Here is a 22252-nt window from a genome sequence, read left to right as displayed (position 1 = left end):
GTCGGTGGTGCGGGCGGACGGCGTGTTCGACATCGCGGCGACGACGCAGGGTGCTTCGATCACCACGCTGGCGGGCAACGGCCAGGTGGCGCTGGGCCAACAGGTGCTGACGGTGACGCAGGGCAGCACGGAGTTCGCCGGCGCCATCCACGGCACGGGCGGGCTGGCGGTGACCGGTGGCACGCAGGTGCTGACGGGGGCCAACACCTATGCCGGCGGCACCCGCGTCAGCGGCCAGGCGACGCTGCTGGTTTCCGCCGATACGGCGCTGGGCGCGGCCAATGGCGGCGTGGTACTGGCGGACGGGCGCCTGAAGGTGGCGGCGGATCTGGCTTCGCCGCGCAGCCTGGCGCTGACGGGCCGCGGTACGCTGGATACCAACCGCCACAGCATGACGATGTCCGGCGCCATCGGCGGTACCGGCGCGCTGGTGGCCGATGGCGGCGGGCGCCTGACCCTGGCCGGCGTCAACACCTATAGCGGCGGCACGCTGGTGATCGGCGGCACCACCCTCGCGGTGGCCTCCGACACGGCGCTCGGTGCGCCAGATGCGCTGCTGGTCATCGACGACGGCAAGCTGCTCGCGCTGGCGGATTTCGACTCGGCACGGCCGATCGTGGTGAACCTGCAAGGCATCATCGACTCCAATGGCCATACGCTGAACCTGACGGGGCCGATCAGCCTGCAGCGGGCCAACCAGCAGACCGCCATGTTCTCCGGCACCGCGCAGGTGCATGGGCCGCTGGTGGTGGACGCCAATGGCCTGACGGTGCTCTCCAACGCCACGTTGCGCGGCACGGGGCAGGTCTACACGCGGACCTCCGTGTCCGGCACGCTGGCGCCGGGCAACAGCCCGGGCACGCTGGTGTTCAGCGCGCCGGTCACGATGGCGGCGGGGTCCTCGCTGCAGATCGATGTCGACGGGCCCGGCACTGGCACGGGGGCCGGCAACTACAGCCGCGCCATTGTGCAAGGAGCGAACAATACCTTCACCGCGCAGGGCGGCACGCTGCGGCCGCTGCTGCGCGGCATCACCGGCAATGCCACCAACAGCTATATCCCGCCCGTGGGGCAGAGCTTCCGCATCGTGCAGGCGGAAGGCGGCGTCTTCGGCAGTTTCGCTGGCCTGGCGCAGCCTACCAGCGGCCTGCTGCCGGGCAGCCGGGTGGATGCGCTGTACACCACCAATGCCATTACCCTGTATGTCACGCCGTCCAGCTACAGGGATCTCACCTCCGCCTTCGGCGTGGCGCTGACGCCGAACCAGCGCGCGGTCGCCGCGGGCCTGGACGCCCTGCGCCCGTCGCCCGGCGTGCGCGCCAGTGCCGAGGTGACCTCCGCGCTGGAGCCGCTGTTCCTGCAGACGCCCGGCATGATGCCGACCACCATGACCTCGCTGGCCGGCACCATCTACGGCGATGCGCTGATGGTCGGGCTGGACCGCAGCCGCGGCTTCGGCAGCGTCATTGCCGAGCAGAGCGCGGCGCGCCGTGGCCTGTCCACCGCCGCCGACAGCGCGGTGGACGGCACCCGGACGGCATGGTTCGCCGCGTTGGGCCGCAGCGCCCGCTTCGGCGCGACCGGCGACACCAACTACCGCAGCACGACGACGGGCCTCGCCGCCGGCGCGGATGCGCGCATCGGCAGCGAGTTCCTGGCCGGTGCGGCGGCTGGTGTCAGCCGTGGCCCGATCACCTCCTCCGCGACGGATAGCCGGGTGACCGGGGAGATGATGCATGTTTCCGCCTATGGCAGCTGGACGGATGGGTTCTTCTACGCCGATGCGCAGGCTGGCCTGACGCATGCGGAGATGCGGGCCCGCCGCAAGCTGGGCATGTATGAGATGTCGGCGCGGGGCAACGGGTCTGGCCTCGGCGCCAATGCCGGGGTGGAGGCCGGGACGCGGCACGATGCGGGCGGCTGGCGCCTGCAGCCGGGCATCGGCCTGCGCTTCGACCAGCTGACACGCGACCGGCTGACCGAGAGCAGCGCCCAGGCGCTCTCTCTCAACGTGGAGGACAGCCAGGCGAGCAGCCTGCGCGCCACCATCGGCCTGCGCGGCGAGACCAGCGTGGCGCTGGGCGAGGAATACCGCCTGCTGCCGAATATCCGGGCCCATTATGCCCATGAGCTCTCGGATGTCGGCGTGGGGACGACCGCCAGCTTCAGCGGCGCGGCCATGACGCCGATGGTGGTGGAGACCGCCCGTGGCGGCCGGGACGGCGTGCTGCTGGGCCTGGGCAGCAACCTGGAACTGCCGGGCGGCATCGTCGCCTTCATCGGCTACGACGCCAATCTGCGGCAGAACGTGGCGTCGCAGGCCGTCAGCGGCGGGCTGCGCTGGAACTGGTAAGCGTTCCCGACGGGTCCGGGCGCCGCTCTCGCGGTGCTCCGGGGATCGTGGCAGCCGGCCTGACCGATGAGGCGCCCTGCGCATCCTGGGGTGCCTCATCATGCGTTCAGTGGCTGCGGGATGCGTGCACGGCGCCCATGCCCGGGCGCAGGTTGTGGTCGCTCTGGGAAGGCGACATAAGGGGCCGCGCCATGCCAGGATCTTCCATGACCGACCTCCCGTTGCTCGTCACCCATAGCGGCAGTTTCCATTGCGACGAGGCCTTCGCCTATGTCGTGCTGCGCCTGTCCCTGGGTCTGAAGGAGCCGGGCGTCGACCATCGCCTGGTCCGGACCCGGGACACCGCCACCATCGCGCAGGGCGACTATGTCTGGGATGTCGGGCTGGCCTATGACCCGGCGGCCCAGCGCTTCGACCACCACCAGCGCGGCGCCCCCACGCGGGAAGACGGCACGCCCTTCAGCGCCGCTGGCTTGATCTGGCAGCACCATGGCGAGGCGGCGCTGCGCGCGCTGCTGCAGCCCGAAGGCGCCGAGGCACTGGCGCCCGCCATCGCCAAGGAACTGGACCGGGTGCTGATCCGCCGGATCGATGAGGTCGACAACGGGACCGCCAGCAGCCGGGAGCCGCTGGACCTCGCCTCGCTGGTCGGCGATTGCAACCTGACCTGGGACACGCCTTCCGAAGGCCGCCAGGCTGCCGAGGACGCGGCCTTCCTGGAAGCGGTCGCGATGCTGGACGGCGTGCTGCGCCGCCGGGTGCGGGCGCTGCGCTCGCGCCTGTCGGCCGACGCGCTGGTGGTGGCAGCGCAGGCCGCTTCGGCCGATCCGCGGGTGCTGGAGCTGGAGCGCGGCATGCCGTGGAAGAACGTCGTCTTCGCGCATGACATGCCGGTGCTGTTCGCCGTCTATCCAGTGCCGAACGGCAACTGGATGGTCGATGCCATGCCGCCCGAGCCGGGCTCCTTCGCGCAGCGCCTGCCGCTGCCGGAAGCCTGGGCGGGCTTGCAGGACGACGCGCTGGCGCAGGCCTCCGGCGTGGCGGACGCGGTGTTCGTGCATGTGCGTCGCTTCGTCGGTGCCGCCCGTTCCCGCGCCGGGGCGGTGGATATGGCGCGGCGGACGATGAAGCTGGCCGGGCTGGTGGCTGCCTGAACCGCGCCTGAGCGGCCGGCGCTGAGGTCTGGGGCGTCACCCAGGGGGCACTGCCCCCTGGCGGCCCCGGCAGGGGATATGATGCCTCACACCTGGGCCGTAGGATGACCTGCTGAGAGCCAGGCGGAAATCAAGCAAGCGGGTTCCCGAAGGCCTCAGGCCTTCGGCAGGGAAAGTTTGAGAGGGGGAGCGCCCCCTTTCAACAACGTTCGCATCTGGCCATCTTCAGCGGCGCGCCGTGCTGCGGATGCAGGCCAGGCGGGGGCGGTTGCCGGCGGGTGCCACCGGCACGGCGCGGCCGGAGCGGCGCGCCTCCGGCGTCATGAAGCGGCGGGCCTCGGCCATGCCGCCGAAGAACAGCATGGGGGTCAGCCCCGCGGCACAGATGCCCTGGATGCTGCGCGGCGGCAGCGGCACGCCGCCGCCCCCGCCATTCCAGGCGGAGCCCATCCGCGCCAGGGCGACGCGGCGGCTATAGGCCGCGCCGCGTGCTTCCTCGCCCGAATGGTAGCGGGCGATGGCCTGGCCCCAGTCGCCGTGCCGGTTGCGCAGCTCCTTCAGGAAGCGGGCGGCGTAGCGCAGGTTGGCCTGCGGGTCGAACGCCTCTTCCAGCCCCCGGAAGGCCTGTGGGTGGTGCATCAAGTTGACCTGCATGCAGCCGACATCGACTGACCGTACCCCGCGCGCCAGCAGGGCCGAGACCTCGCTCATGGCCTGCGCCTTGGTCGCGGGCGAATGGCCTTCGCCGGCCACGTTGTAGGCCCAGGGCCAGGGCGTTGGCGCCCCGGTGCGCGGGTTGCGCTGGCCGCTTTCCACCAGGGCGATGGCGCCCAGCAGGCCGGGCGGGATGCCGGAGCCGGCCTCGGCCGCGCTGATGGCCTGGCGGCAGCGGCCCCAATCGTCGGTCTCCAGGGCGGGTGCGGCCTGGGCGGTGCCGAGGCCAAGCAGGAGCAGGGCGGCGGGCAGCAGGCGGGCGAGGGCGGGGCGCATGGCCTCCATCTGGCGCAGCCGGCCCGCGCATTCCATCCCCATCCGCGTGATCTGTGCCGATCCGTCCATGAAGTACGTCTCAAAGCTGACGTACCCGTGGTCACCTCGCCAGTGAGCCTCTCGCGCGCGACGCTGGCTCGATCTCTTTTTGTTCTCACAAGGTGAAGGGAATGCTAACCTCCCCGCCCTGATGTCCACGCCCGACCAGCCCGCAAAGCCGCGACGTATCATCCATGTGGACATGGATGCCTTCTACGCCTCGGTGGAGCAGCGTGACGACCCCAGCCTGCGCGGCCTGCCCCTGGCGGTCGGCGGCTCGCGCGAACGGGGCGTGGTGGCGGCGGCCAGCTACGAGGCACGCAAGTTCGGGGTGCACTCCGCCATGCCCTCCGTCATCGCCAAGCGGAAATGCCCGGACCTGGTCTTCGTGCGGCCGCGCTTCGAGGTGTACAAGGCGGTGTCCCGCCAGATCCACGGCATCTTCGCCCGCTACACCGCGCTGATCCAGCCACTCTCGCTGGACGAGGCGTATCTCGATGTCACCGAGCCGCTGCTGGACCGCGGGTCGGCCACCGCCATCGCCGAGGATATCCGCGCCGCCATCAAGGCGGAAACCGGGCTGACTGCCTCGGCAGGCGTGTCCTACAACAAGTTCCTGGCCAAGCTGGCCTCCGATCACCGCAAGCCGGACGGGCTGTTCGTCATCACCCCGCGCATGGGCCCGGGCTTCGTCGAAGAGCTGCCGATCGGCAAATTCCACGGCGTTGGCCCGGCCACGGCCGCGAAGATGAACCGGTTGGGCATCCATACCGGCCTGGATCTGCGGCGGCAGACGCGGGATTTCCTGATCGAGCAGTTCGGCAAGGCCGGTGGCTACTACCACGGCGTCGCCCGGGGCGAGGACCACCGGCCGGTGAATCCAGACCGCACCCGCAAATCCGTCGGCGCCGAAACCACCTTTGAGCGAGACCTGATGCAATGGGAAGCGGTGCCCCCGGCCATGGCGCCGCTCTTCGCCAAGGTGTGGGACAGTTGCGCCAAGGCCGGCCGCGCCGGACGCACGGTGACCGTGAAGGTGAAATACGCCGATTTTCGCCAGATCACCCGCAGCCGGTCCTACCCTCAGCCCGTGCCCGCCCAGGAAGCGCTGGAGGATATCGGGCTGGACCTGCTGCGGCCGGTCTTCCCCCCGCCGCGCGGGGTGCGGCTGCTGGGGGTGACCATGTCAGGCTTCGAGAACGAGGCACGGGATGAGCCGGCTCAGCTGGCGCTGTTCCTAGAGAGGTGAAGGTTTGGGGGAGGAAGGCTGGGGGAAGGAATTCCCTCAGGCCCCCATCTTTTTTCTGCGAGTTTGGCGTGGGGTGGGGGTGCGCGCCTGGGGCAGGGTTCGACGACCTGTCGTTTAGCCAGGTGCTGCGCGCCTGCTTTGAAGTAAGCCAGGTGCAAACACGCGCCCGATTCTTCGATAATATTCGATCGCGTTGCTCACGTGCAGCGCCGTTTCAACGCGCGCCAATCACGCCCGCCACGATGGTTTCCAAATGGGGCCATTCAAGCTGATGCTGGGGAACGATGCGGTCATGTTCATTCATGCACCATCCTTCCTTCTATCTTTACCTGCATCATTCAGGGTTTGTGGTGATTCTACCTCAAGCAACCACGTTCCAAACCGCCACGAGCAAAGCCGCCCCGTTACCCTGCACCAAGCAGATACACACACACGCAGAAGCCATACCGCCAAAACTCGAAAAAAGAAGATGGGGTCCGGGGAATTCTTTCCCCGGCCTTGCTTCCCCAGAGCTAGCCTCCTTAGCAGCAGCCGGTGAAGCGCTCGACGACCTGGGCCACGATGCTTTCCGTCTCCTGTTGCCAGAAGCGGCTGGAGAGAATTTCCACTTCGATGCAGCCGGCATAGCCGGCGGCTTCCGCCATGCCGCGCAGGTGGCGAAAGTCGATGACGCCATCGCCCATCAGGCCGCGATCCAGCACCAGGTCCTGGGTCGGTACCAGCCAGTCCGCTACCTGAAACCCCAGCAGGCGGCTGGCGGCGGCGGGGATGGAGCGGGGCAGGGCCGGGTCCCACCAGCTGTTGTAGCAGTCGAACATGATGCCGATGTCGTCGCCAGCCTGCTCGGCCAGTTCCAGCGCCTGGGCGAGGGTGCTGATGCAGCCGCGGTCGGCGGCCACCATCGGGTGCAGCGGCTCCAGCGCCAGGGCGACGCCGACGCTGCGGGCGTGCCCGGCCAGTTGCTGCACGCCGTCCCGCAGGCGGGCGCGGGCGTCGTCCAGGCTGCGGCTGCCATCGGCCATGCCGCCGCCGATGACGGTGACGGAGCTGGCACCGAGCTCGGCGGCTTCATCCAGCACCGCGCGGCCTTCCTCGATGGCGTTGCGCCAGGCGGGCGGGGTATCGGCGCCGCCCAGCCGGGCGATGCGGCAGACGGAGCTGGCCACCATGCCGTGCCGCCGCATGGAGCGGGCGAAGGCGCTGACGCCGGCGGCCTCGTAGCTGTAGCGCCATGGGGTGATGGTTCGGATGCCGGCCCGGGCGCAGGCATCCAGCACCTCGTCCGCCGGGCGGCCCGGCCCCAGCGTGCCGAGGTTCATCGAGAGCCGGTCCAGCCCCAGGGCCGTGGGATCAGGGGCGATGGCCATGGCGCGGGTTCCTTCCTCGGGCTGCCCATGGGTTGGGCGTCTGGATGTCGTGGCCTGGCCCCGTTGCCGGGGCCAGGCTGTGTTGCCCTCAGGCGCGGAAGGCAGGGAAGCTGGAGGGCGAAAGCTGCTCGATATCCCGCCCGGCCCAGTCGCGGGCCTTCATGCCATCCCACATGGCCTGGGCGCCCGCCTGCACGGCGCGGCCCAGCTCCACCGGGTCGTAGCCGGGGACCACGCGATCCTCCATCACGACCCGGCCGTCGATGATCGAGGTCTGCAGGTCCTCGGCCGTGGCGGAGAACACCAGGTTGCGGATGGGGTCGCGCAGCGGCGTCATGAACAGGCTGTCGCTGCTCCAGATCAGCAGGTCCGCCTTGGCGCCGGCGGCGATGCGGCCGAGGTCCTCGCGGCCCAGCGCCTTGGCGCCGTTCAGCGTGGCGGCGTTGAACACATCCGCTGCCGTGGCGACCTGGGTCTGCCGATCGACGATCTTGGAGACGACAGAGGTCCAGCGCATCGCCTCGATCATGCTTTGCGGGCAGGTATCGGTCGCGATGGTCATGTTGACGCCCCGCTTCTGGTACCGCGCGAAGCTCTCCATGGCGATGCCGCGCCGGGCGAAGACCCAGACCGCATGGGCGACGTTGGCGCCGGTATCGGCGAGGATGCCGATATCGTCGGCCTGGTAGTTGGCCCAGCTGCTCTCACCGGGAATGATGCAGTGGCCGAGGATGCAGCGCTCGGAGAGGAAGTCGATTTTCTCCAGCCACTCGATCGGCGTGCAGCCGTTGCGGCGCGTCATCTCGTGGAACTCGGGCACGGACTGGGAGACGTGCAGCGCCAGCGGCACCTTCATGTCCCGCGCCGCGTCGGCGGAGCGGCGCAGCAGGGCTTCCGAGCAGGTGTCGATCTGCATCGGCGTCAGGAAGCCCTTGATGCGGCCGTTCTCCTGCCCGTCGACGCGTTCGATGAAGTCGACGGCGGCATTGAAGGCGCCGACGCCGTCATCCTCGTCCCACTCGTAATCGACCGTACGGCCATTGGCGGTGTACCAGCGGCCGGAGCGGTAGCCCTGGCCGATATAGGCACGGATGCCGCTGCGCGCGGCGTGCTCGGCCACCACGTCACCATAGCGACCGATTTCCATGATGGTCGTGGTGCCGGTGCGCAGCAGCTCCGGGATGGAATAGGCGATGCTGGCACGGCGTGCGGCATCGGTGATGGCGCCGTCGCGTGCCGAGAGGAATTCGAACAGGCCGGAGAGGTAGAATTGCCGTGGGCCGCGATCCTCCACGAAGCTCTTGTCGAGCGGCGACTCGGACAGGTGGGCGTGGGTGTTGATGAAGCCCGGCGTGACGACCTTGTCCTTGGCGTCGATGACATGGTCGGACGGCCCATCATAATCCTGGCCGACATGCACGATGGTATCGCCCTCATAGACCACCACGCCGTCTTTCAGGTGGCGGTGGCCGCCATCCTGGTAGGCGATGATGTGCGAAGCGCGGATCACGGTACGAGGCATCGGTTCCCCTTGACGCTGTTTCAACAGTGAAGCCGGCAGCAGCAAGGCACTGTCCGGCGGCGCTGGCAAGGCCGCGCGACGCGGATCGTGCCGTCAGCCGCGGCTTTCGCGCGCCTTGGCCAGGATGGCATCCACCACCTTCTGCGACGCCAGTGCTTCCTCGGCGGTGACGATCAGGCCCTGCCCGGTCTCGCAGGCGGCGAAGAAGTTCCGCAGCAGCTCGCGATGGGCGTCGTGCGGGAAGTCCATGATGTTGGCGCCGCTGCCGGTGGAGCCTTCGGCTGCCAGGACCTCGTGTTCCCCATTCGCGTAGGCGACTTCCAGGCCGCCGCCGGCCAGGGTGGCGGCGCCTTTGCCGCCGATGATCTCGATCCGCTCCGGATGCCCGGGCGGGAAGGCGGTGGTGGTCATCAGCAGGCCGGGGGCGCCGTTCGCGGTGCGCAGCATCGCGCAGGCGAAATCCTCGGTTTCCATCCGATGCAGGCTCGTGATGCGGGTTTCGGCAGCGGTGATGGCGGAGATGCCGACCAGGGAGCGGAACAGGTCCAGCGTGTGGATGGCTTGAGTCAGCAGCACGCCGCCGCCATCCCGCGCCATGGTGCCGCGCCCGGGCTCGTCGTAATAGCTTTGCGGCCGCCACCACGGCACGGTCATCGAGGCCGCCTCGATCGGGCCCAGCGCACCGGCCTCCAGCAACGCCCGCAGCCGCAGGCTGGCGGGACGGAAGCGGTGCTGCAGCATGACGCCGACCTGCCGGCCGGCGCGGTGCCCGGCGGCGACCAGTTGCTCGCCGCGCGCCACGGTCAGTTCCAGCGGCTTTTCCACCAGGATGTGGCGGCCGGCGGCAAGGCAGCGCTCGGCGGTTTCCAGATGCGCGGCCGGCGGCGTCAGCACCAGCACGGCGCCGACACGTGGGTCGTGGATGGCCTGTTCCAGGTCCGTCGTGACGGGGAAGGGGAACTGCGCGGCGAAGGCATCCGCGCGCTGCTGGCTCCGGGTGGCGGCCCAGATGACCTCCACCTGATCACCGAGGTCGAGCAGGCTGCGCGCATGCGGCAGGCAGGCGGGGCCGAGCCCGATGATGCTGACACCGATCTTTGACATGGTAGGCGTATCCTCAATCCTGCGGCGAAAGCGGCGGGCGGGCATCCCGCTGCGCTTCCAGGGCCAGGCGCGTCACGGTGAAGACGTGGCGCTGGGTCATGGCGGTTTCGGTGCGGTCCCGCACATCGGCGGCGAAGGCGTGGAAATACGTCAGGGGCTCGGTGCTGGCATCGATGTGGCGGGTGCCGCGGCCGTTCACCAGGAACAGGTGGTCGGTGCCGGGGCGGCCGTCGATATCGACGTATTTGCGCAGCTCAATCGTGCCCTCGGTGCCCAGCAGGATCAGCCTGCCGTCGCCCCAGGTGGGCAGGCCGTCGGCGGTGAACCAGTCGACCCGCACGAAGCCGCGCGCGTGCGCGCTCTCCAGCGTCAGCTCGCCCAGGTCCTGGAAGTGCGGCAGGTCCGGGTGGCCGACATTGCCGGCGGAACTGGCGACGATACGGGCATCCGCGGAGCCGGTGAAGAACAGGAACTGGTCGATCTGGTGGGATGCGATGTCGGCGAGGATGCCGCCATAGGTGGCGGCATCGAAATGCCAGGCGGGGCGGATGGCGCGGTTCAGCCGGTGCGGCCCCAGCCCGGTGGTATGCACCACCCGGCCGATGGCGCCATCGGCGATCAGCTTGGCCGCAACCAGGGTGGAGGGCACCACGAACCGCTCGGAGAAGCAGATGGAGAAGATGCGCCTCGTCTCCGCCACCACCTCCTGGACGGCGGCGAGATCCTCGAGGCTGGTGATGCCGGGCTTGTCGCACATCACGTCCTTGCCGCGCCGCATGGCGGCGATGGCGATGCCGGCGCGGTCGCGCGGGATGGCGGCGCAGAGGATGACGTCGATATCCGCCGCATCCAGCAGAGCCTGCCGGTCCCGCGCCTGCAATTGCGGGAAGCGTTCCTGGAAGCCGGCCAGGACGCGAGGGTCGGAGGTCTGCGGGCAATAGCCGGCGCATTGCGCGCCGGCTGCCAGGAGTTCCCCCACCATGTGGTAGATGTGGCGGTGGTCGAGGCCGATGGCGGCGAAGCGCATCAGCGGGTGGCCTTGGCGCCGATCTGCTCATCCCAGCGGCGGAAGGCCAGGATCAGGCGGTCGGGCGTCAGCGGCTCGGCGAAGGGCAGTTCGGCGATCAGGCGGTCGTATTCCGGGCGGCCGAATTCGCGGATGACGGCCTGGCTTTCCGCCGGTGCCATGGCGAGGGTGGCGCCGCGCACGGCCGGGCCGGGGTAGAAATAGCCGCGGTCATAGGTGGCGGCCTGTTGCTCCGGCTGCAGCAGGAAGGACATCAGCCGCAGTAGCACGGCCACCTTGTCGTCCGGCACGCCCTTGGGGATGGCCATGAACTGCGTGTCCGGCACCCAGCGCGTGCCTTCCAGCACGAACACGCCGGCATCCTTCGGCACGATGCCCAGCGCGCGGGGGTTGATGTCCCACCCGCAGGTGGAGACGATCAGGTCGCGGTTGCCGTCGCCGAATTCCTTCATCATCGCGGCGGTGCCGCCGGGATAGTGGTCAATGTTCTGGCCGAGTTCCGCCAGCCAGGCCCAGGTCTTGTCCCAGCCATTGACCGGGTCCTTCGGGTCGCGGTCGCCCAGGATGTAGGGCATGCCCATCAGGAAGGTCCAACCGGGTCCGGAATTCACTGGGCGGGCATAGGTCATGCGGTTCGGGTTGGCCTTGGCCCAGGCCAGCAGCTCGGCGGCGGTCTTGGGCACGGTGTGCAGGCGGGCCGGCGCGTATTCGAAGATCGGGCCGGAGGGTGAGTAGACCACGGCGACGCCCTGGTCCCGTCCGAAGTTGCGCTGCATCATCAGCGCGCCCTCGTGATAGATGCTGGCGGCGTCGGGCAACTGGCCTGGATGGCGCTTCCAGACATCGATCCACAGGCCCATGCCGATGCCGTCCGACATGGCGCCCGGCCCGGTCAGGACCAGGTCGATGTCCACGCGGTTGGCGGCCTGTTGCGCTCGCAGCTTGCTCGGCAGCTCCGGCGACGGCGCACGCTGGAAGCTGACACGAGAGACCAGCTGCGGATTCTGCGTGGCAAAGCGGGTGATGCTCTCCTGCGTCAGCTGGAGATTGCCGGCGACGTCCATGATGTTCAGCGCCACCGGCCGGCTGGGCAGCGGCAGGTCCTGCGCCCGCGCCCCGGTGGCCGTGGCGGCCAGCCCTGAGAGCCCGGCCAGCACATGGCGGCGGCCTATTGCGAATTCCTGCATGTCCATCCCTTTGAGTTTCTCTTTATTGACCGGGTCCGCGCAGCGCGCGCCCCTGGTAGGGCTATTCCAGAACCGTAACCTTCCCGGCGCAACAGCAAAAATGCATCGTGCGGCACCCCGTTTGTCGAATCACCGCAATGGTTCCAGGATAAGCCAGCATCACGGCTCAGGGGGGAATGAAACCATGAAGGTTCTGGTCACGGGCGGCGCGGGCTTTCTCGGCGCCTGGCTGGCGCGGCGGCTGCTGGCGGAGGGGCATACGGTGCGGGTGTTCGACCGCAGTACCGACCGCTCCCTGGTACGGTCCATCATCGGCGATGCCGCCGATACGCTGGAATGGCAGAGCGGGGACATCGCCTCCGCCGCCGATGTGGAGGCCGCGGTTGCGGGCTGCGGCGGCATCGCGCATCTGGCGGCGATGCTGACGCCCGCCTGCCAGGCCAACCCGGTGCTGGGGGCGCAGGTGAACCTGATCGGTACCCTCAACATCTTCGCGGCGGCAAAGCGCCACGGCATCCGCAGCCTGGCCTATGCCAGCAGCGCCGGCGTGTTCGGCCCGAGTGACGGCGAATTCCCGCTGCCCACCACCCTCTACGGCGCCTTCAAGCTGGCCTGCGAAGGCAGCGCCCGCGCTTACTGGCAAGATGAGCAGATCGGCAGCGTTGGCTTCCGCCCGCTGGTGATCTACGGCCCGGGGCGGGAGGTCGGCGGCTCCGCCGGGCCCACCATTGCCTGCCGCAAGGCGCTGGAAGGCGAGGCCTACACCATTCCCTTCACCGGCGAGACCGACATGATCTTCGTCGATGACGTCGCCGCCGCCTTCGCATCGGCCGCCACGCGCCCGGTCAGCGGCGCGCATGTGTTCAACCTGCGGGGCGAAGTAGTCTCTGTGCCGCGGATCATCGCGGAGATCGAGGCGCTGGTCCCCAGTGCGCGCATCAGCGCCGCGGGCGGCGGCCTGCCAGTGGCCGCCCACATCGCCGCGCACGACCCGACGCCGGTGCTGGGGCTACTGCCGCATACCTCGCTGCGGGATGGCCTGGCCCGGACGGTGAATCATTATCGGGAAGCGTTGCTCGTTTCCGGGCAAGGGTGAGTGCCGGCGTGCTGTATCCGCTCTGTTTCGTGGTCGATGGAGGGAAGGGAAGGCTGGGGAATGAATTCCCCAGACCCCTTCTTTTTTTCTGCGAGTTTGGTGTGGTGCTTCTGGACTGAGAGCGGACGCCGCTTCGATTTCAAATATGGGGCGCAAGGGCTGAACCGTCAGTCGCCGGAGGTCTAGGACCTCCGGCGCACCCAGCCGTCCTTCAGGTCCAACCCCTCAACATCCACAGCCGCAAAACTCGAAAAGTAAAAGGAGGGGTCCGGGGAATTCCTTCCCCGGCCTTCCTTCGCTTCCATCCCGGAAAAGCTCAGCAGGCAAGCCGCCAGCCCCCTCGACGCCAGCGCCGTTTCGCGATGGAATGCCCGCAGGAACATCGCCAAGCGTAAGAGGGCGAATTGAGGAGGAACCAGGCCATGGCAACATTCTACGGAACCGGGCGGTGGGTGCGTTGAGCGGGCAGGGGCCCCGGCCGTTGGATGGCAGCACGCGGGTGCATGTCATTGTCGGCGACCCGATCGCGCAGGTGAAATCGCCAGGCGGCATCACCGGGGCGTTTCAGCGGGAGGGGCTGAATGCAGTGATGGTACCGGCGCATGTGACGCCGGAGGCTCTGACGGGCTTCGTTCAGGGTCTGTCGCTGGCGCGGAATGTGGATGGCATTGTCGCCACCGTGCCGCACAAGTTTGCTGCCTATGCCTTTTGCTCCACGGCGACGGAGCGGGCGCGGCTGCTGGAGGCGGTGAACGTGCTGCGCCGCAACCCTGATGGCACCTGGCACGGCGACATGGTGGACGGGCTGGCCTGTGTCACCAGCTTGCAGAAGGGTGGCTGCGACCTGGCGGGGAAGCGCGCCTTGCTGGTCGGATCGGGCGGGGCGGGCAGCGCCATCGGGCATGCGCTGCTGGGAGCCGGCGTGGCCAGCCTGGCCATCCACGACGCGGATGCGGGGCGGCGGGACCGGTTGCTGGCCTTGCTGGGCAACCGGACCGTGGCGGGCAGCGATGATCCCGCCGGCTATGACGTGGTGGTCAACGCCACCCCGGCGGGCATGCAGGCGGAGGACCCCTTGCCGATGCAGGCAGACAGGCTGGAACCAGGCTGTTGGGTTGCCGATGTCATCACGGCGCCCGAGGTGACGCCGCTGTTGCAGGCGGCGCGGGAACGTGGCTGCGGCACCCGCACCGGGCTGGATATGTTTGCGGCGGTACGCGAGCTGATCGTGGACGTGTTGCTGGAGCGGCGCTGAGGCGGCGCTAGCCTGGCCGTCAGCGGGACGGCCAGGCGCGCAGGGCCGATTCGACGACGCGGTGCAGGCTTTCCCGGTCCGCACCGGATGCCGCCTGGACCGAGGTGCCCTGGGCAATGGTCATGACGAAGCGGGCAAGGTCCGCCGGGTCCTGGTCCGCCGGAAGGTCGCCTTGCGCCTGCGCGGCGCGCAGACGTTCCTCCAACCGGTGTTCGGCGGCGCCGCGGCGGTGGATCAGTTCCTGCCGCACTGCATCGGCGCTGACAGAACAGGCAATGGCACCATTGGTGCCGAGGCAGCCAGCCGGCGAGTTGGCATCCGTCTGCGCATCGACGAAACCGTAGAGCAGGCGAGACACCGTCTCGCGCGCGGTCGGTGCCGCAAGCGCCTCGCCGAAGAATGCCATGTGGCCAGCCGCATAGCGATCCAGCGCCTTCAGGAAGAGCTCTTCCTTGTTGCCGAAGGCGGCGTAGAGGCTGGGGCGGTTGATGCCCATGGCCTCGGTCAGGTCGTTCAGCGACGTGCCTTCATAGCCCTGCTTCCAGAACAATTGCAGGGCCTTGCAAAGGGCCTCATCGGTATCGAACTCGCGTGGGCGTCCCATGTCGGTGGCAATCGTGTTATAAATACCACTCAGTATGTATGTGCGGCCCGCCCCGATGTCGAGGGGGCGGGCGCACGTCAGCCCTGCACGCCGTACAGGGCCAGCAGGCGCTGCATGCGGGTGACGGCCTGGTCCGGGTCGTGCAGCAGGCCGGCGGCGTCGGCCATGCGGAACAGGTCGGCGAAATAGGCCAGGGGGCGCATGGATTGCTGGCCACCGACCATGATGAAATGCTCCTGGTGGCCGTTCAGCCAGGCCAGGAACACCACGCCGGTCTTGTAGTACTGGGTCGGCGCGCCGAACATGCGGCGGGAGAGCGGCACGGTGGGCGCCAGGATGGCGTGGAACCGCGTGGTGTCGCCAGCCGAGAGGGCCGCCAGGGCGCTGGCCGCCGCCGGTGCGATCGGGTCGAAGATGCCGAGTAGGGCGTGCGAATAGCCCTCGGCATCGCCTTCGATCAGATCGGGATAGTTGAAGTCATCGCCGGTATACATCCGCACGCCCGCCGGCAGCAGGCGGCGCATGGTGATTTCCTTGCCCGCATCCAGCAGCGAGATCTTGATGCCGTCGATCTTCTGCTGGTTCTCCTCGATGATCTCCAGGCAGGTGCGCATCGCGGTGTCGAAATCGTCGCTGCCCCAATAGCCGGCGAGGGCAGGGTCGAACATCTCGCCCAGCCAGTGCAGGATCACCGGCTCGGCGGTTTCGGCTAGCACGCGCCGGTAGACGGTGCGGTAATCGGCGCCGGAGCGGGCGACGCGGGCGAGGGCGCGGCTGGACATCAGGATGCTACGGCCGCCCAGGCGCTGGATGGCGTGCAACTGCTCCAGATAGGCGCGCACCACGTCGTCCAGGCTGCGCGCGTCGGCGGCGTCCAGATGGTCGGTGCCGCAGCCAGAGGCGAGATTGATGCCGGGGATGTCCCGCGTCTCGGCGATGCTGCGGCCGATCAGCTCCAGCGCTGTCGGCCAGTCCAGCCCCATGCCGCGCTGGGCGGTGTCCATCGCCTCGGCAATGCCCAGGCCCAGCCCGGCCAGGTGGCGCCGGTAGGCCATGGTGGCATCCCAGTCCACGGCGGCGCGGCCACTGGGTGGCCCTTCGGCCAGCGGGTCGGCGACGACATGCGCGGCCGAGTAGGCAGTGCGGTTGAAGGCGGTGGTGGGCAGGGCGGCGGGCAGCGGCTGCCCAACCAGGCGGTAGGGCGCCAGCGTGCCGCCCTCGGCTGGCAGGATGATCTGGGGCATCGGTCTGGTCCTTCTAGCCCTGCACCCAGCGCAGGATATGCGTGCCGGTCAGGCACAGCGTGCCGTCCTGGTTCAGCACCTCGAAGCGGGAGCGTGTGCGGGCGGGAGCCTCGTCCACCTGTTCCACGCTGTAGCGCGCGGTCAGGGAATCGCCGGCGAAGACGGGATGGGTGAAGCGGATGCGGTCATAGCCGGCGGACACCGGCGTGCCGTCGCAGCCGCGCTCGAACGCCCGGCGGGACATGAGGGAGGAGGCGGCGGAGACCAGTGCCATGACATGCGCGCCATGGGCGATGCAGCGGCCGAAGGCGGTGGTGCGGGCGAAGTCCTCGTCCACATGCACCGGGTCGTGGTCACCGCTCAACTCGGCGAACTGGGCGATGTCCGCGGCGCTGATGGCGCGGTGGAACTCCACCGTGTCCCCCACCGCGAGGCGCGTGGCGCTGGCCATGGGTTACTCCGCCGCCTGCGCCGGGGCGAAGCGCCGCAGCGCTGCGCGGGGTGCCGCGGGCGGCAGGCGGTCGGCCAGCCCCATGGCGCCATCGGCGAAGATGCGCGCATCCATCTGCCGCAGATTGGGCGAGACGCGGGGGCGGAAGGCCATGACGCCGAGCACGTCGGCCTCCAGGTCCAGCCCCGGCGCGATCTCGATCAGTTCCGGCCCATCCTCGGCCAGGCGGAACACGGCGCGTTCGGTGACATAGAGCACCGGCTGCCGCCGCTCCCGCGCGAAGCGGCCCGAGAAGGTCACCTGCTCCACCTGCCGTACCGCTTTCGGCGCGCCGTTGGCGGTGAGGGTACCGCCGAAGATGACCGCCTTGGCGCCCTGGCTGATATTGACGAAGCCGCCCGGCCCGACGATGCGGCCGCCGAAGCGGGAGACATTGACATTCCCCTCCGCGTCGAACTCGGCGAAGGAGAGGAAGGCAAGGTCCAGCCCGCCGCCATCGTAGAAATCGAACTGGTAGGGCTGGTCGATCTGCGCATCCGGGGAGCGGGCGGCGCCGGCCTCGTTGCCGCTGGCGGGCGCGCCGCCGATATTGCCCTGTTCGTTGGTCAGGCAGACCCGGCGCAGCACGCCCTCCTCCGCCGCGACATTGGCGATGCCGGTGGAGATGCCGGAACCGAGGTTGCAGATGGCGCCCTCGAACAACTCACAGGCACCGCGGCGGGCGACGATGCGGCGCGGGCCGGCCGGCAGGCGCGGAATATCTTCCAGCGCCACGCGGACATGGCCGGAATAGGCGGCGCTGTCCTGCGTCTCGAAGGTCTGCCACTGCTCGGGCTCGACCACCAGCGCATCGACCAGGATGCCAGGCACCTTCACCATCTTCGGGTGCAGCGTGCCGCGCGGCACGATGGTCTTGACCTGGGCGATGACGATGCCGCCGCTGCGCCGTGCCGCCTGGGCGATGCTGAGCATCTCCAGTGTCACCGCCTCATGCTCCATCGAGATGTTGCCGTCCTCGTCGGCGGCGGAACCGCGCACCAGCGCCACGTCGACGTTGAAGGGTCGGTAGAACAGGTATTCCTCGCCCTGGAACTTGGTCAGTTCGACCAGGTCCTCCTTGGAGCGCTGGCTCTGCCGGCCACCTTGCAGGCGTGGATCGACGAAGCTGTGCAGGCCGATTCGCGTCAGCAGGCCCGGGCGCCCCGCCGCCATTTCCCGCATCAATTGGGACATCGAGCCCTGCGGCAGCGTATAGGCCTCGATCTTCTCGTCCATCGCCATGCGGGCGACGGCGGGGCTGTTGACGAAGGTGCCGGAGACGGCGCGCTTCAACAGGCCCTCCTGCGCCAGGTGGCCAGCGCCGCGCGTCTTGCCATCGCCCAGCCCCACCGGGTGCACGGCGGTGATGTCGCGCGGGGCGCCGCTGGTGCGGAAGCGGTCGCCGATGGCGGCCAGGATCGCATCGGGCACCGCGTGGCCGCCGCCGGAACCACCGATCAGCAGCGTGTCGCCATCGCGAAGCAACAGGGCGGCCTCGGCCGCGCTCATTTGCCTCATCGCACAGTCTCCAGTCTCGACAGGGTGCGGGGCGCGAAGGCCCCGGGGAAATGGCAGGCGACCTTGCGCCCCGACGCCACCTCGGCGAGAGGCGGACGCTCCTCGCAGGCGGGCTGCGCGATCGGGCAGCGGGCGCTGAAGGCGCAGCCGCGCGGCAACCGCAGGGTGGAGGGCGGCTCGCCCCCCAGCACGACGCGTTGCCGGCCGGGCTCGGGAATGGCGCTGGTCAGCGCCACGGTATAGGGATGCAGGGGTCGGGACAGCACGTCGTCCGCCGGCCCTTCCTCCACCACGCGGCCCAGATACATCACCGCCACGCGGTCGCAGAAGGCACGCACGACGGCGAGGTCATGCGCGATGAACAGGTAGGAGAGGCCGAGGCGCTGGCGCAAATCCAGCATCAGGTTCAGCACCTGCGCCTGCACGTTCACGTCCAGCGCCGAGACCGGCTCGTCCGCCACCACCACCGAAGGGTTGAGCGCCAGCGCACGGGCGATGGAGACGCGCTGCCGCTGGCCGCCGGAGAATTCGTGCGGATAGCGGCTGGCGAAGCTGGTCTTCAGCCCGACGGTGGAGAGCAGTTCCCGCACCCGTTCATCCGCCGCCTTGCGGTTGGGCACGCGGCCATGCGCCAGCAGCGGTTCGGCCAGCGCGTCGCCGATGGTCATGCGCGGGTTCAACGAGGCGTAGGGGTCCTGGAACACCATCTGCAGCCGTGGCCGCAACGACCGCATGGCCGCCGGGGTGGCGTGGGTGATGTCCTGCCCCTCGAACGTCACGCTGCCACCGGTGGGCTCGTGCAGCCGCGTCAGCAGCCGGGCGAGGGTGGATTTGCCGCAGCCGCTCTCCCCCACCACGCCCAGGCTTTCCCGCTTATGCAGGGCGATATCGACGCCGTTCACCGCATGCACGGTCAGGCCCGGTTTCATGAAGGAGGGCCGGCGCAGCACGAAGTGCTTCTCGACGTTGCGCGCTTCCAGCAGCGGCGCTTCCGCCAGGAGCGGGATTTCGGCTTCGGCGGCGGCGGGCAGGGTTGGGCGCGGCAGGCTGCGGCCATCGGCCGTCACCCAGCACCGGGCGCGGCGTCCGGGCGCCACTTCCATCAGCGGCGGATGGTCCGTGGCGCAGCGGGCGATCTTGAACGGGCAGCGCGGCTCGAACCGGCAGCCCCTGGGCGGGTTCAGCGCGTCGGGCGGCGTGCCCTCGATGCTGGTCAGCCGGGCGCCGGTGGGCGCATCCAGCCGCGGCACGGCATTGACCAGCGCCCAAGCATAGGGGTGGCGTGGGTCGGCCAGCACCTCGGCGGTGACGGCTTCCTCCACCACCTCGCCGGCATACATCACCGCGACGCGACGGCAGACGGTGCCGATGACGCCGAGATCGTGGCTGATCAGCACGATGGCGGTACCGAACTCCTCGTTCAGCCCGCGCAGCAGGTCGAGGATCTGCGCCTGGATGGTGACGTCCAGCGCCGTGGTCGGCTCATCCGCGATCAGCAGTGCCGGGTCGTTGGCGACGCCGATGGCCATCATCACGCGCTGGCGCATGCCGCCGGAGAATTCATGCGGGAAGGAGGCCGCCGCGCGCTCCGGCGCCGCCACGCCCATGCGGCGCAGCAGCTCGATGCCGCGCGTCCTCGCCGCCGCCGGCTTCATGCGGCCGTGGGAGACGATATGCTCCGTCACCTGCTTCAGGATGCGGATGACCGGGTTCAGGCCGGTCATCGGGTCCTGGAACACCATCGCCGCGCGGTCGCCACGCCAATCGGCGAGCTCGCTGCGGGACATGGCCAGCACGTCCTTGCCCTGGAAGGTGATGGAGCCGCCGACGATCCGCGCCGGCTCCTCCAGCAGCCGCATCAGCGACAGGGCGGTGACGCTCTTGCCCGAGCCGCTCTCACCGACGATGCCGAGCGTCTCCCCCGGTCCGACGGTGAAGGAGACGCCGTCGACGGCATGGATGGGACCGTTGTCGGTCATGAAGACCGTGTGCAGGTCCTTCACCTCCAGCACCGGCACGTCGGGCACAGGCTGCAGGGCGTGGGGCGGGATAAAGCCGTCCATCCGCTTCGGGTCCTTGTCTGGCAGGCGGCTCAACGGCTGCGGCCCTTCGGGTCCAGCCAGTCGCGCAGCCCGTCGCCGCAGAAATTGAAGCCGACGACGACGGTGAGGATGGCCAGGCCCGGGAAGGCCGCGACCCACCATTGTTCGATCAGCTCTCGCCCCTCGGCCACCATGGAGCCCCATTCCGCGATCGGCGGCACGACGCCGAGGCCGAGGAAGGACAGGCCGGCGAAGGTCAGGATGGCGTTGCCGAGATCCAGCGTCACCAGCACGGCCAAGGGGCCGAGCGTATTGGGCAGAATGTGCCGCACCAGGATGCGGCGCGGCTTCAGGCCGAGCACCGTGGCGGCTTCGACATATTCCTGGCTGCGCTGCACCAGCGCCAGGGCGCGGGCGAGGCGGGCGAATTTCGGCCACCACACCACCAGCATGGCCAGGATGGTGTTGACCGGGCCGATGCCCAGCGCGGCGGCGATGGCCAACGCCAGAATGATGGGCGGGAAGCACAGCACCAGGTCGGTGAAGCGCATCAGCCCTTCATCCCACCAACCGCGCGCCCAGGCGGCGATGATGCCGATGGCGGTGCCGAGCGCCGCGCCGAGCAGCACGACGGAGAAGCCCGCCAGCAACGACAGGCGCGCCCCGTGCAACAGGCGGGAGAAGACGTCCCGCCCCAGCGTGTCCGTGCCCATCCAATGCGCCCAGCTGGGCGGCTGCAGGCGGATGGTGACATCCACCGCGTCGGGCTTATACGGCGCGATCCAGGGCGCCAGGATGGCGACGAGGATCCAGGCCAGGACGATGGCGCCGCCGATCCAGGCGGGGCCGTAGCGCTTCCAGCGGCGGCGCAGGCGGGAGCGGGTCGGCGGCAGCACGACCGGCGTGGCGGTGGTCGCGCTCATCGACGCACCCTCGGGTCCAGAATGGCGTAGGACATGTCGACCACCAGATTGACCAGCAGGTAGGTGATGGAGACGACCAGGGTGATGCCGACGATGGCCGGGAAATCCAGCGCCGCCGCCGAGCGGAAGGTGTAGCGGCCGAGGCCGGGCCAGGCGAAGACCGTCTCCGTCATCACCGCGCCGGCCAGCAGGTTGGCGTAGGCGAGGCCGCCGAGCGTCACCACCGGCACCAGGGCGTTGGGCAGGGCGTGGCGCATGACCACCGTCCAGCCGCGCAGGCCCTTGGCGCGGGAGACGCGGACGTAATCCTGTTGCAGGCTGTCCAGCATCGCGGCGCGGGTGGTGCGGGTGATCAGGCCGATCGTGGCGGCGGCAAGCACGATGGAGGGCAGCACGAGATGCGCCGCGGCATCCGTGAAGGTCTCCCAGTCACCGGCCCAGAGGCTGTCGAACAGGAACAGGCCGGTCGGGCCTTCCGGCGGGAAGGCGATGGGGTCCAGCCGCCCCGGGCCGGGCGCCCATTCCAGCCCGCCATAGAAGATGGCGAGCATGATGAAGGCGAGCCAGAAGGTGGGGGCGGAGACGCCGAGCAGCGACAGGCCGCGCGCCAGCGAATCTACCCAGCCATCCCGCCACACCGCCGCGGCGATGCCGAGCGGGATACCGATGGCGAGCGACAGCAGGAAGGCGACGGTCGCCAGTTCCAGCGTCGCCGGCGCGTACTGGATGATATCGTCCAGCACCGGGCGGCGCGTGGCGATGGACATGCCCAAGTCGCCCTGGACCAGCCCGCCGAGGAAGATGCCGTAGCGTTCCCACAGCGGCAGATCCAGGCCCCACTTCGCGCGCCAGCGCGCGACGGTCGCCGGGTCGCTGGCCGCGATGTCGCCCAGCTGCGCCAGCACCGGATCGCCCGGAACGAGGTTGGCGATCAGGAAAATGACGGCGCTGGCCAGGATCGCCATGACCGCGGCGGCGAGCAGCCGCTTGGCGATGTAGCGTGACATCGGCGCGTTCCTCCTGCTTTATCGTTGCCGGAAGTAGTGTCCGATTGGAACGTTCTCATCAAGCCCTTTGTGGGCTTCCCC

Annotated in this window: 18 protein-coding genes; 5 read left to right on the top strand and 13 right to left on the bottom strand. The window is 69.4% G+C overall.

What is annotated here, in order from left to right:
• Positions 1-2353: autotransporter outer membrane beta-barrel domain-containing protein (locus IBL26_RS13835; RefSeq protein ID WP_187785081.1), on the top strand; the 2353-nt coding region annotated here is incomplete at its 5' end.
• Positions 2354-2559: 206 nt separating this feature from the next.
• The gene (locus tag IBL26_RS13830) at positions 2560-3507 is read left to right on the top strand and encodes an MYG1 family protein (protein WP_187785080.1); all 948 of its coding nucleotides are present in this window, start codon (positions 2560-2562) and stop codon (positions 3505-3507) included.
• A 225-nt stretch (positions 3508-3732) separates the two neighbouring features.
• Here IBL26_RS13830 and IBL26_RS13825 read toward each other — a convergent pair whose 3' ends face one another.
• A complete protein-coding gene (locus IBL26_RS13825; RefSeq protein ID WP_187785079.1) occupies positions 3733-4566 on the bottom strand; it encodes a lytic transglycosylase domain-containing protein in 834 nt (277 codons plus the stop codon).
• Between the two features lie 121 nt (positions 4567-4687).
• Between IBL26_RS13825 and dinB the strand changes: the two genes are divergently transcribed.
• Entirely contained in the window at positions 4688-5785 is a 1098-nt protein-coding gene (dinB, locus tag IBL26_RS13820) for a DNA polymerase IV (protein ID WP_187785078.1), read from the top strand.
• A 521-nt stretch (positions 5786-6306) separates the two neighbouring features.
• On the opposite strand, the gene IBL26_RS13815 is transcribed toward dinB, so the two are convergent.
• From IBL26_RS13815 to IBL26_RS13795, 5 genes are all read right to left on the bottom strand, one after another.
• Entirely contained in the window at positions 6307-7152 is an 846-nt protein-coding gene (locus tag IBL26_RS13815; RefSeq protein ID WP_187785077.1) for a sugar phosphate isomerase/epimerase family protein, read from the bottom strand.
• Between the two features lie 88 nt (positions 7153-7240).
• Positions 7241-8674, bottom strand: coding sequence for a chlorohydrolase family protein (locus IBL26_RS13810; RefSeq protein WP_187785076.1), 1434 nt, complete (start codon positions 8672-8674; stop codon positions 7241-7243).
• Positions 8675-8767: 93 nt separating this feature from the next.
• Positions 8768-9778: a Gfo/Idh/MocA family protein gene (locus IBL26_RS13805; protein WP_187785075.1), complete on the bottom strand. Its 1011-nt coding sequence runs from the start codon at positions 9776-9778 to the stop codon at positions 8768-8770.
• A 13-nt stretch (positions 9779-9791) separates the two neighbouring features.
• Positions 9792-10805 carry a Gfo/Idh/MocA family protein gene (locus tag IBL26_RS13800; protein WP_206684225.1) on the bottom strand — a complete coding sequence of 338 codons (1014 nt, stop codon included), beginning with the start codon at positions 10803-10805 and terminating at the stop codon, positions 9792-9794.
• Complete coding sequence (locus IBL26_RS13795; RefSeq protein WP_187785074.1) at positions 10805-11992, bottom strand: extracellular solute-binding protein; 1188 nt, start codon at positions 11990-11992, stop codon at positions 10805-10807. Before IBL26_RS13795 ends, IBL26_RS13800 begins: the two co-directional genes overlap by 1 nt.
• 184 nt (positions 11993-12176) lie before the next feature.
• Here IBL26_RS13795 and IBL26_RS13790 point away from each other — a divergent pair, with 184 nt between their 5' ends.
• Together IBL26_RS13790 and IBL26_RS13785 are read left to right on the top strand one after the other, a co-directional pair.
• Positions 12177-13088, top strand: a complete 912-nt coding sequence (locus IBL26_RS13790) for an NAD-dependent epimerase/dehydratase family protein (RefSeq protein WP_187785073.1) — start codon at positions 12177-12179, stop codon at positions 13086-13088.
• A 481-nt stretch (positions 13089-13569) separates the two neighbouring features.
• Positions 13570-14343, top strand: coding sequence for a shikimate dehydrogenase family protein (locus tag IBL26_RS13785; RefSeq protein ID WP_241749365.1), 774 nt, complete (start codon positions 13570-13572; stop codon positions 14341-14343).
• Between the two features lie 19 nt (positions 14344-14362).
• Here the strand turns inward: IBL26_RS13785 and IBL26_RS13780 are convergent, their stop codons facing one another.
• The 7 genes from IBL26_RS13780 to IBL26_RS13750 form a co-directional block, all read right to left on the bottom strand.
• The gene (locus tag IBL26_RS13780; protein ID WP_187785071.1) at positions 14363-14947 is read right to left on the bottom strand and encodes a TetR/AcrR family transcriptional regulator; all 585 of its coding nucleotides are present in this window, start codon (positions 14945-14947) and stop codon (positions 14363-14365) included.
• Between the two features lie 77 nt (positions 14948-15024).
• Positions 15025-16191, bottom strand: coding sequence for a dihydrodipicolinate synthase family protein (locus IBL26_RS13775; protein ID WP_187785070.1), 1167 nt, complete (start codon positions 16189-16191; stop codon positions 15025-15027).
• Between the two features lie 13 nt (positions 16192-16204).
• Entirely contained in the window at positions 16205-16642 is a 438-nt protein-coding gene (locus tag IBL26_RS13770) for a MaoC family dehydratase (protein ID WP_187785069.1), read from the bottom strand.
• A gap of 3 nt (positions 16643-16645) precedes the next feature.
• Positions 16646-18199: an acyl CoA:acetate/3-ketoacid CoA transferase gene (locus IBL26_RS13765; RefSeq protein WP_187785068.1), complete on the bottom strand. Its 1554-nt coding sequence runs from the start codon at positions 18197-18199 to the stop codon at positions 16646-16648.
• Positions 18196-20295: an ABC transporter ATP-binding protein gene (locus IBL26_RS25920; RefSeq protein ID WP_277817317.1), complete on the bottom strand. Its 2100-nt coding sequence runs from the start codon at positions 20293-20295 to the stop codon at positions 18196-18198. Before IBL26_RS25920 ends, IBL26_RS13765 begins: the two co-directional genes overlap by 4 nt.
• On the bottom strand, positions 20292-21164 hold the full coding sequence (locus IBL26_RS13755) for an ABC transporter permease (protein ID WP_187785067.1): 873 nt from the start codon (positions 21162-21164) through the stop codon (positions 20292-20294). Before IBL26_RS13755 ends, IBL26_RS25920 begins: the two co-directional genes overlap by 4 nt.
• Positions 21161-22171, bottom strand: a complete 1011-nt coding sequence (locus IBL26_RS13750) for an ABC transporter permease (protein ID WP_187785066.1) — start codon at positions 22169-22171, stop codon at positions 21161-21163. Before IBL26_RS13750 ends, IBL26_RS13755 begins: the two co-directional genes overlap by 4 nt.
• Positions 22172-22252 lie beyond the last annotated feature (81 nt).

This window comes from Teichococcus aerophilus (genome assembly GCF_014490485.1).
Lineage (GTDB): Bacteria > Pseudomonadota > Alphaproteobacteria > Acetobacterales > Acetobacteraceae > Pseudoroseomonas > Pseudoroseomonas aerophila.
This window is presented reverse-complemented; position numbering and strand designations above follow the sequence as displayed.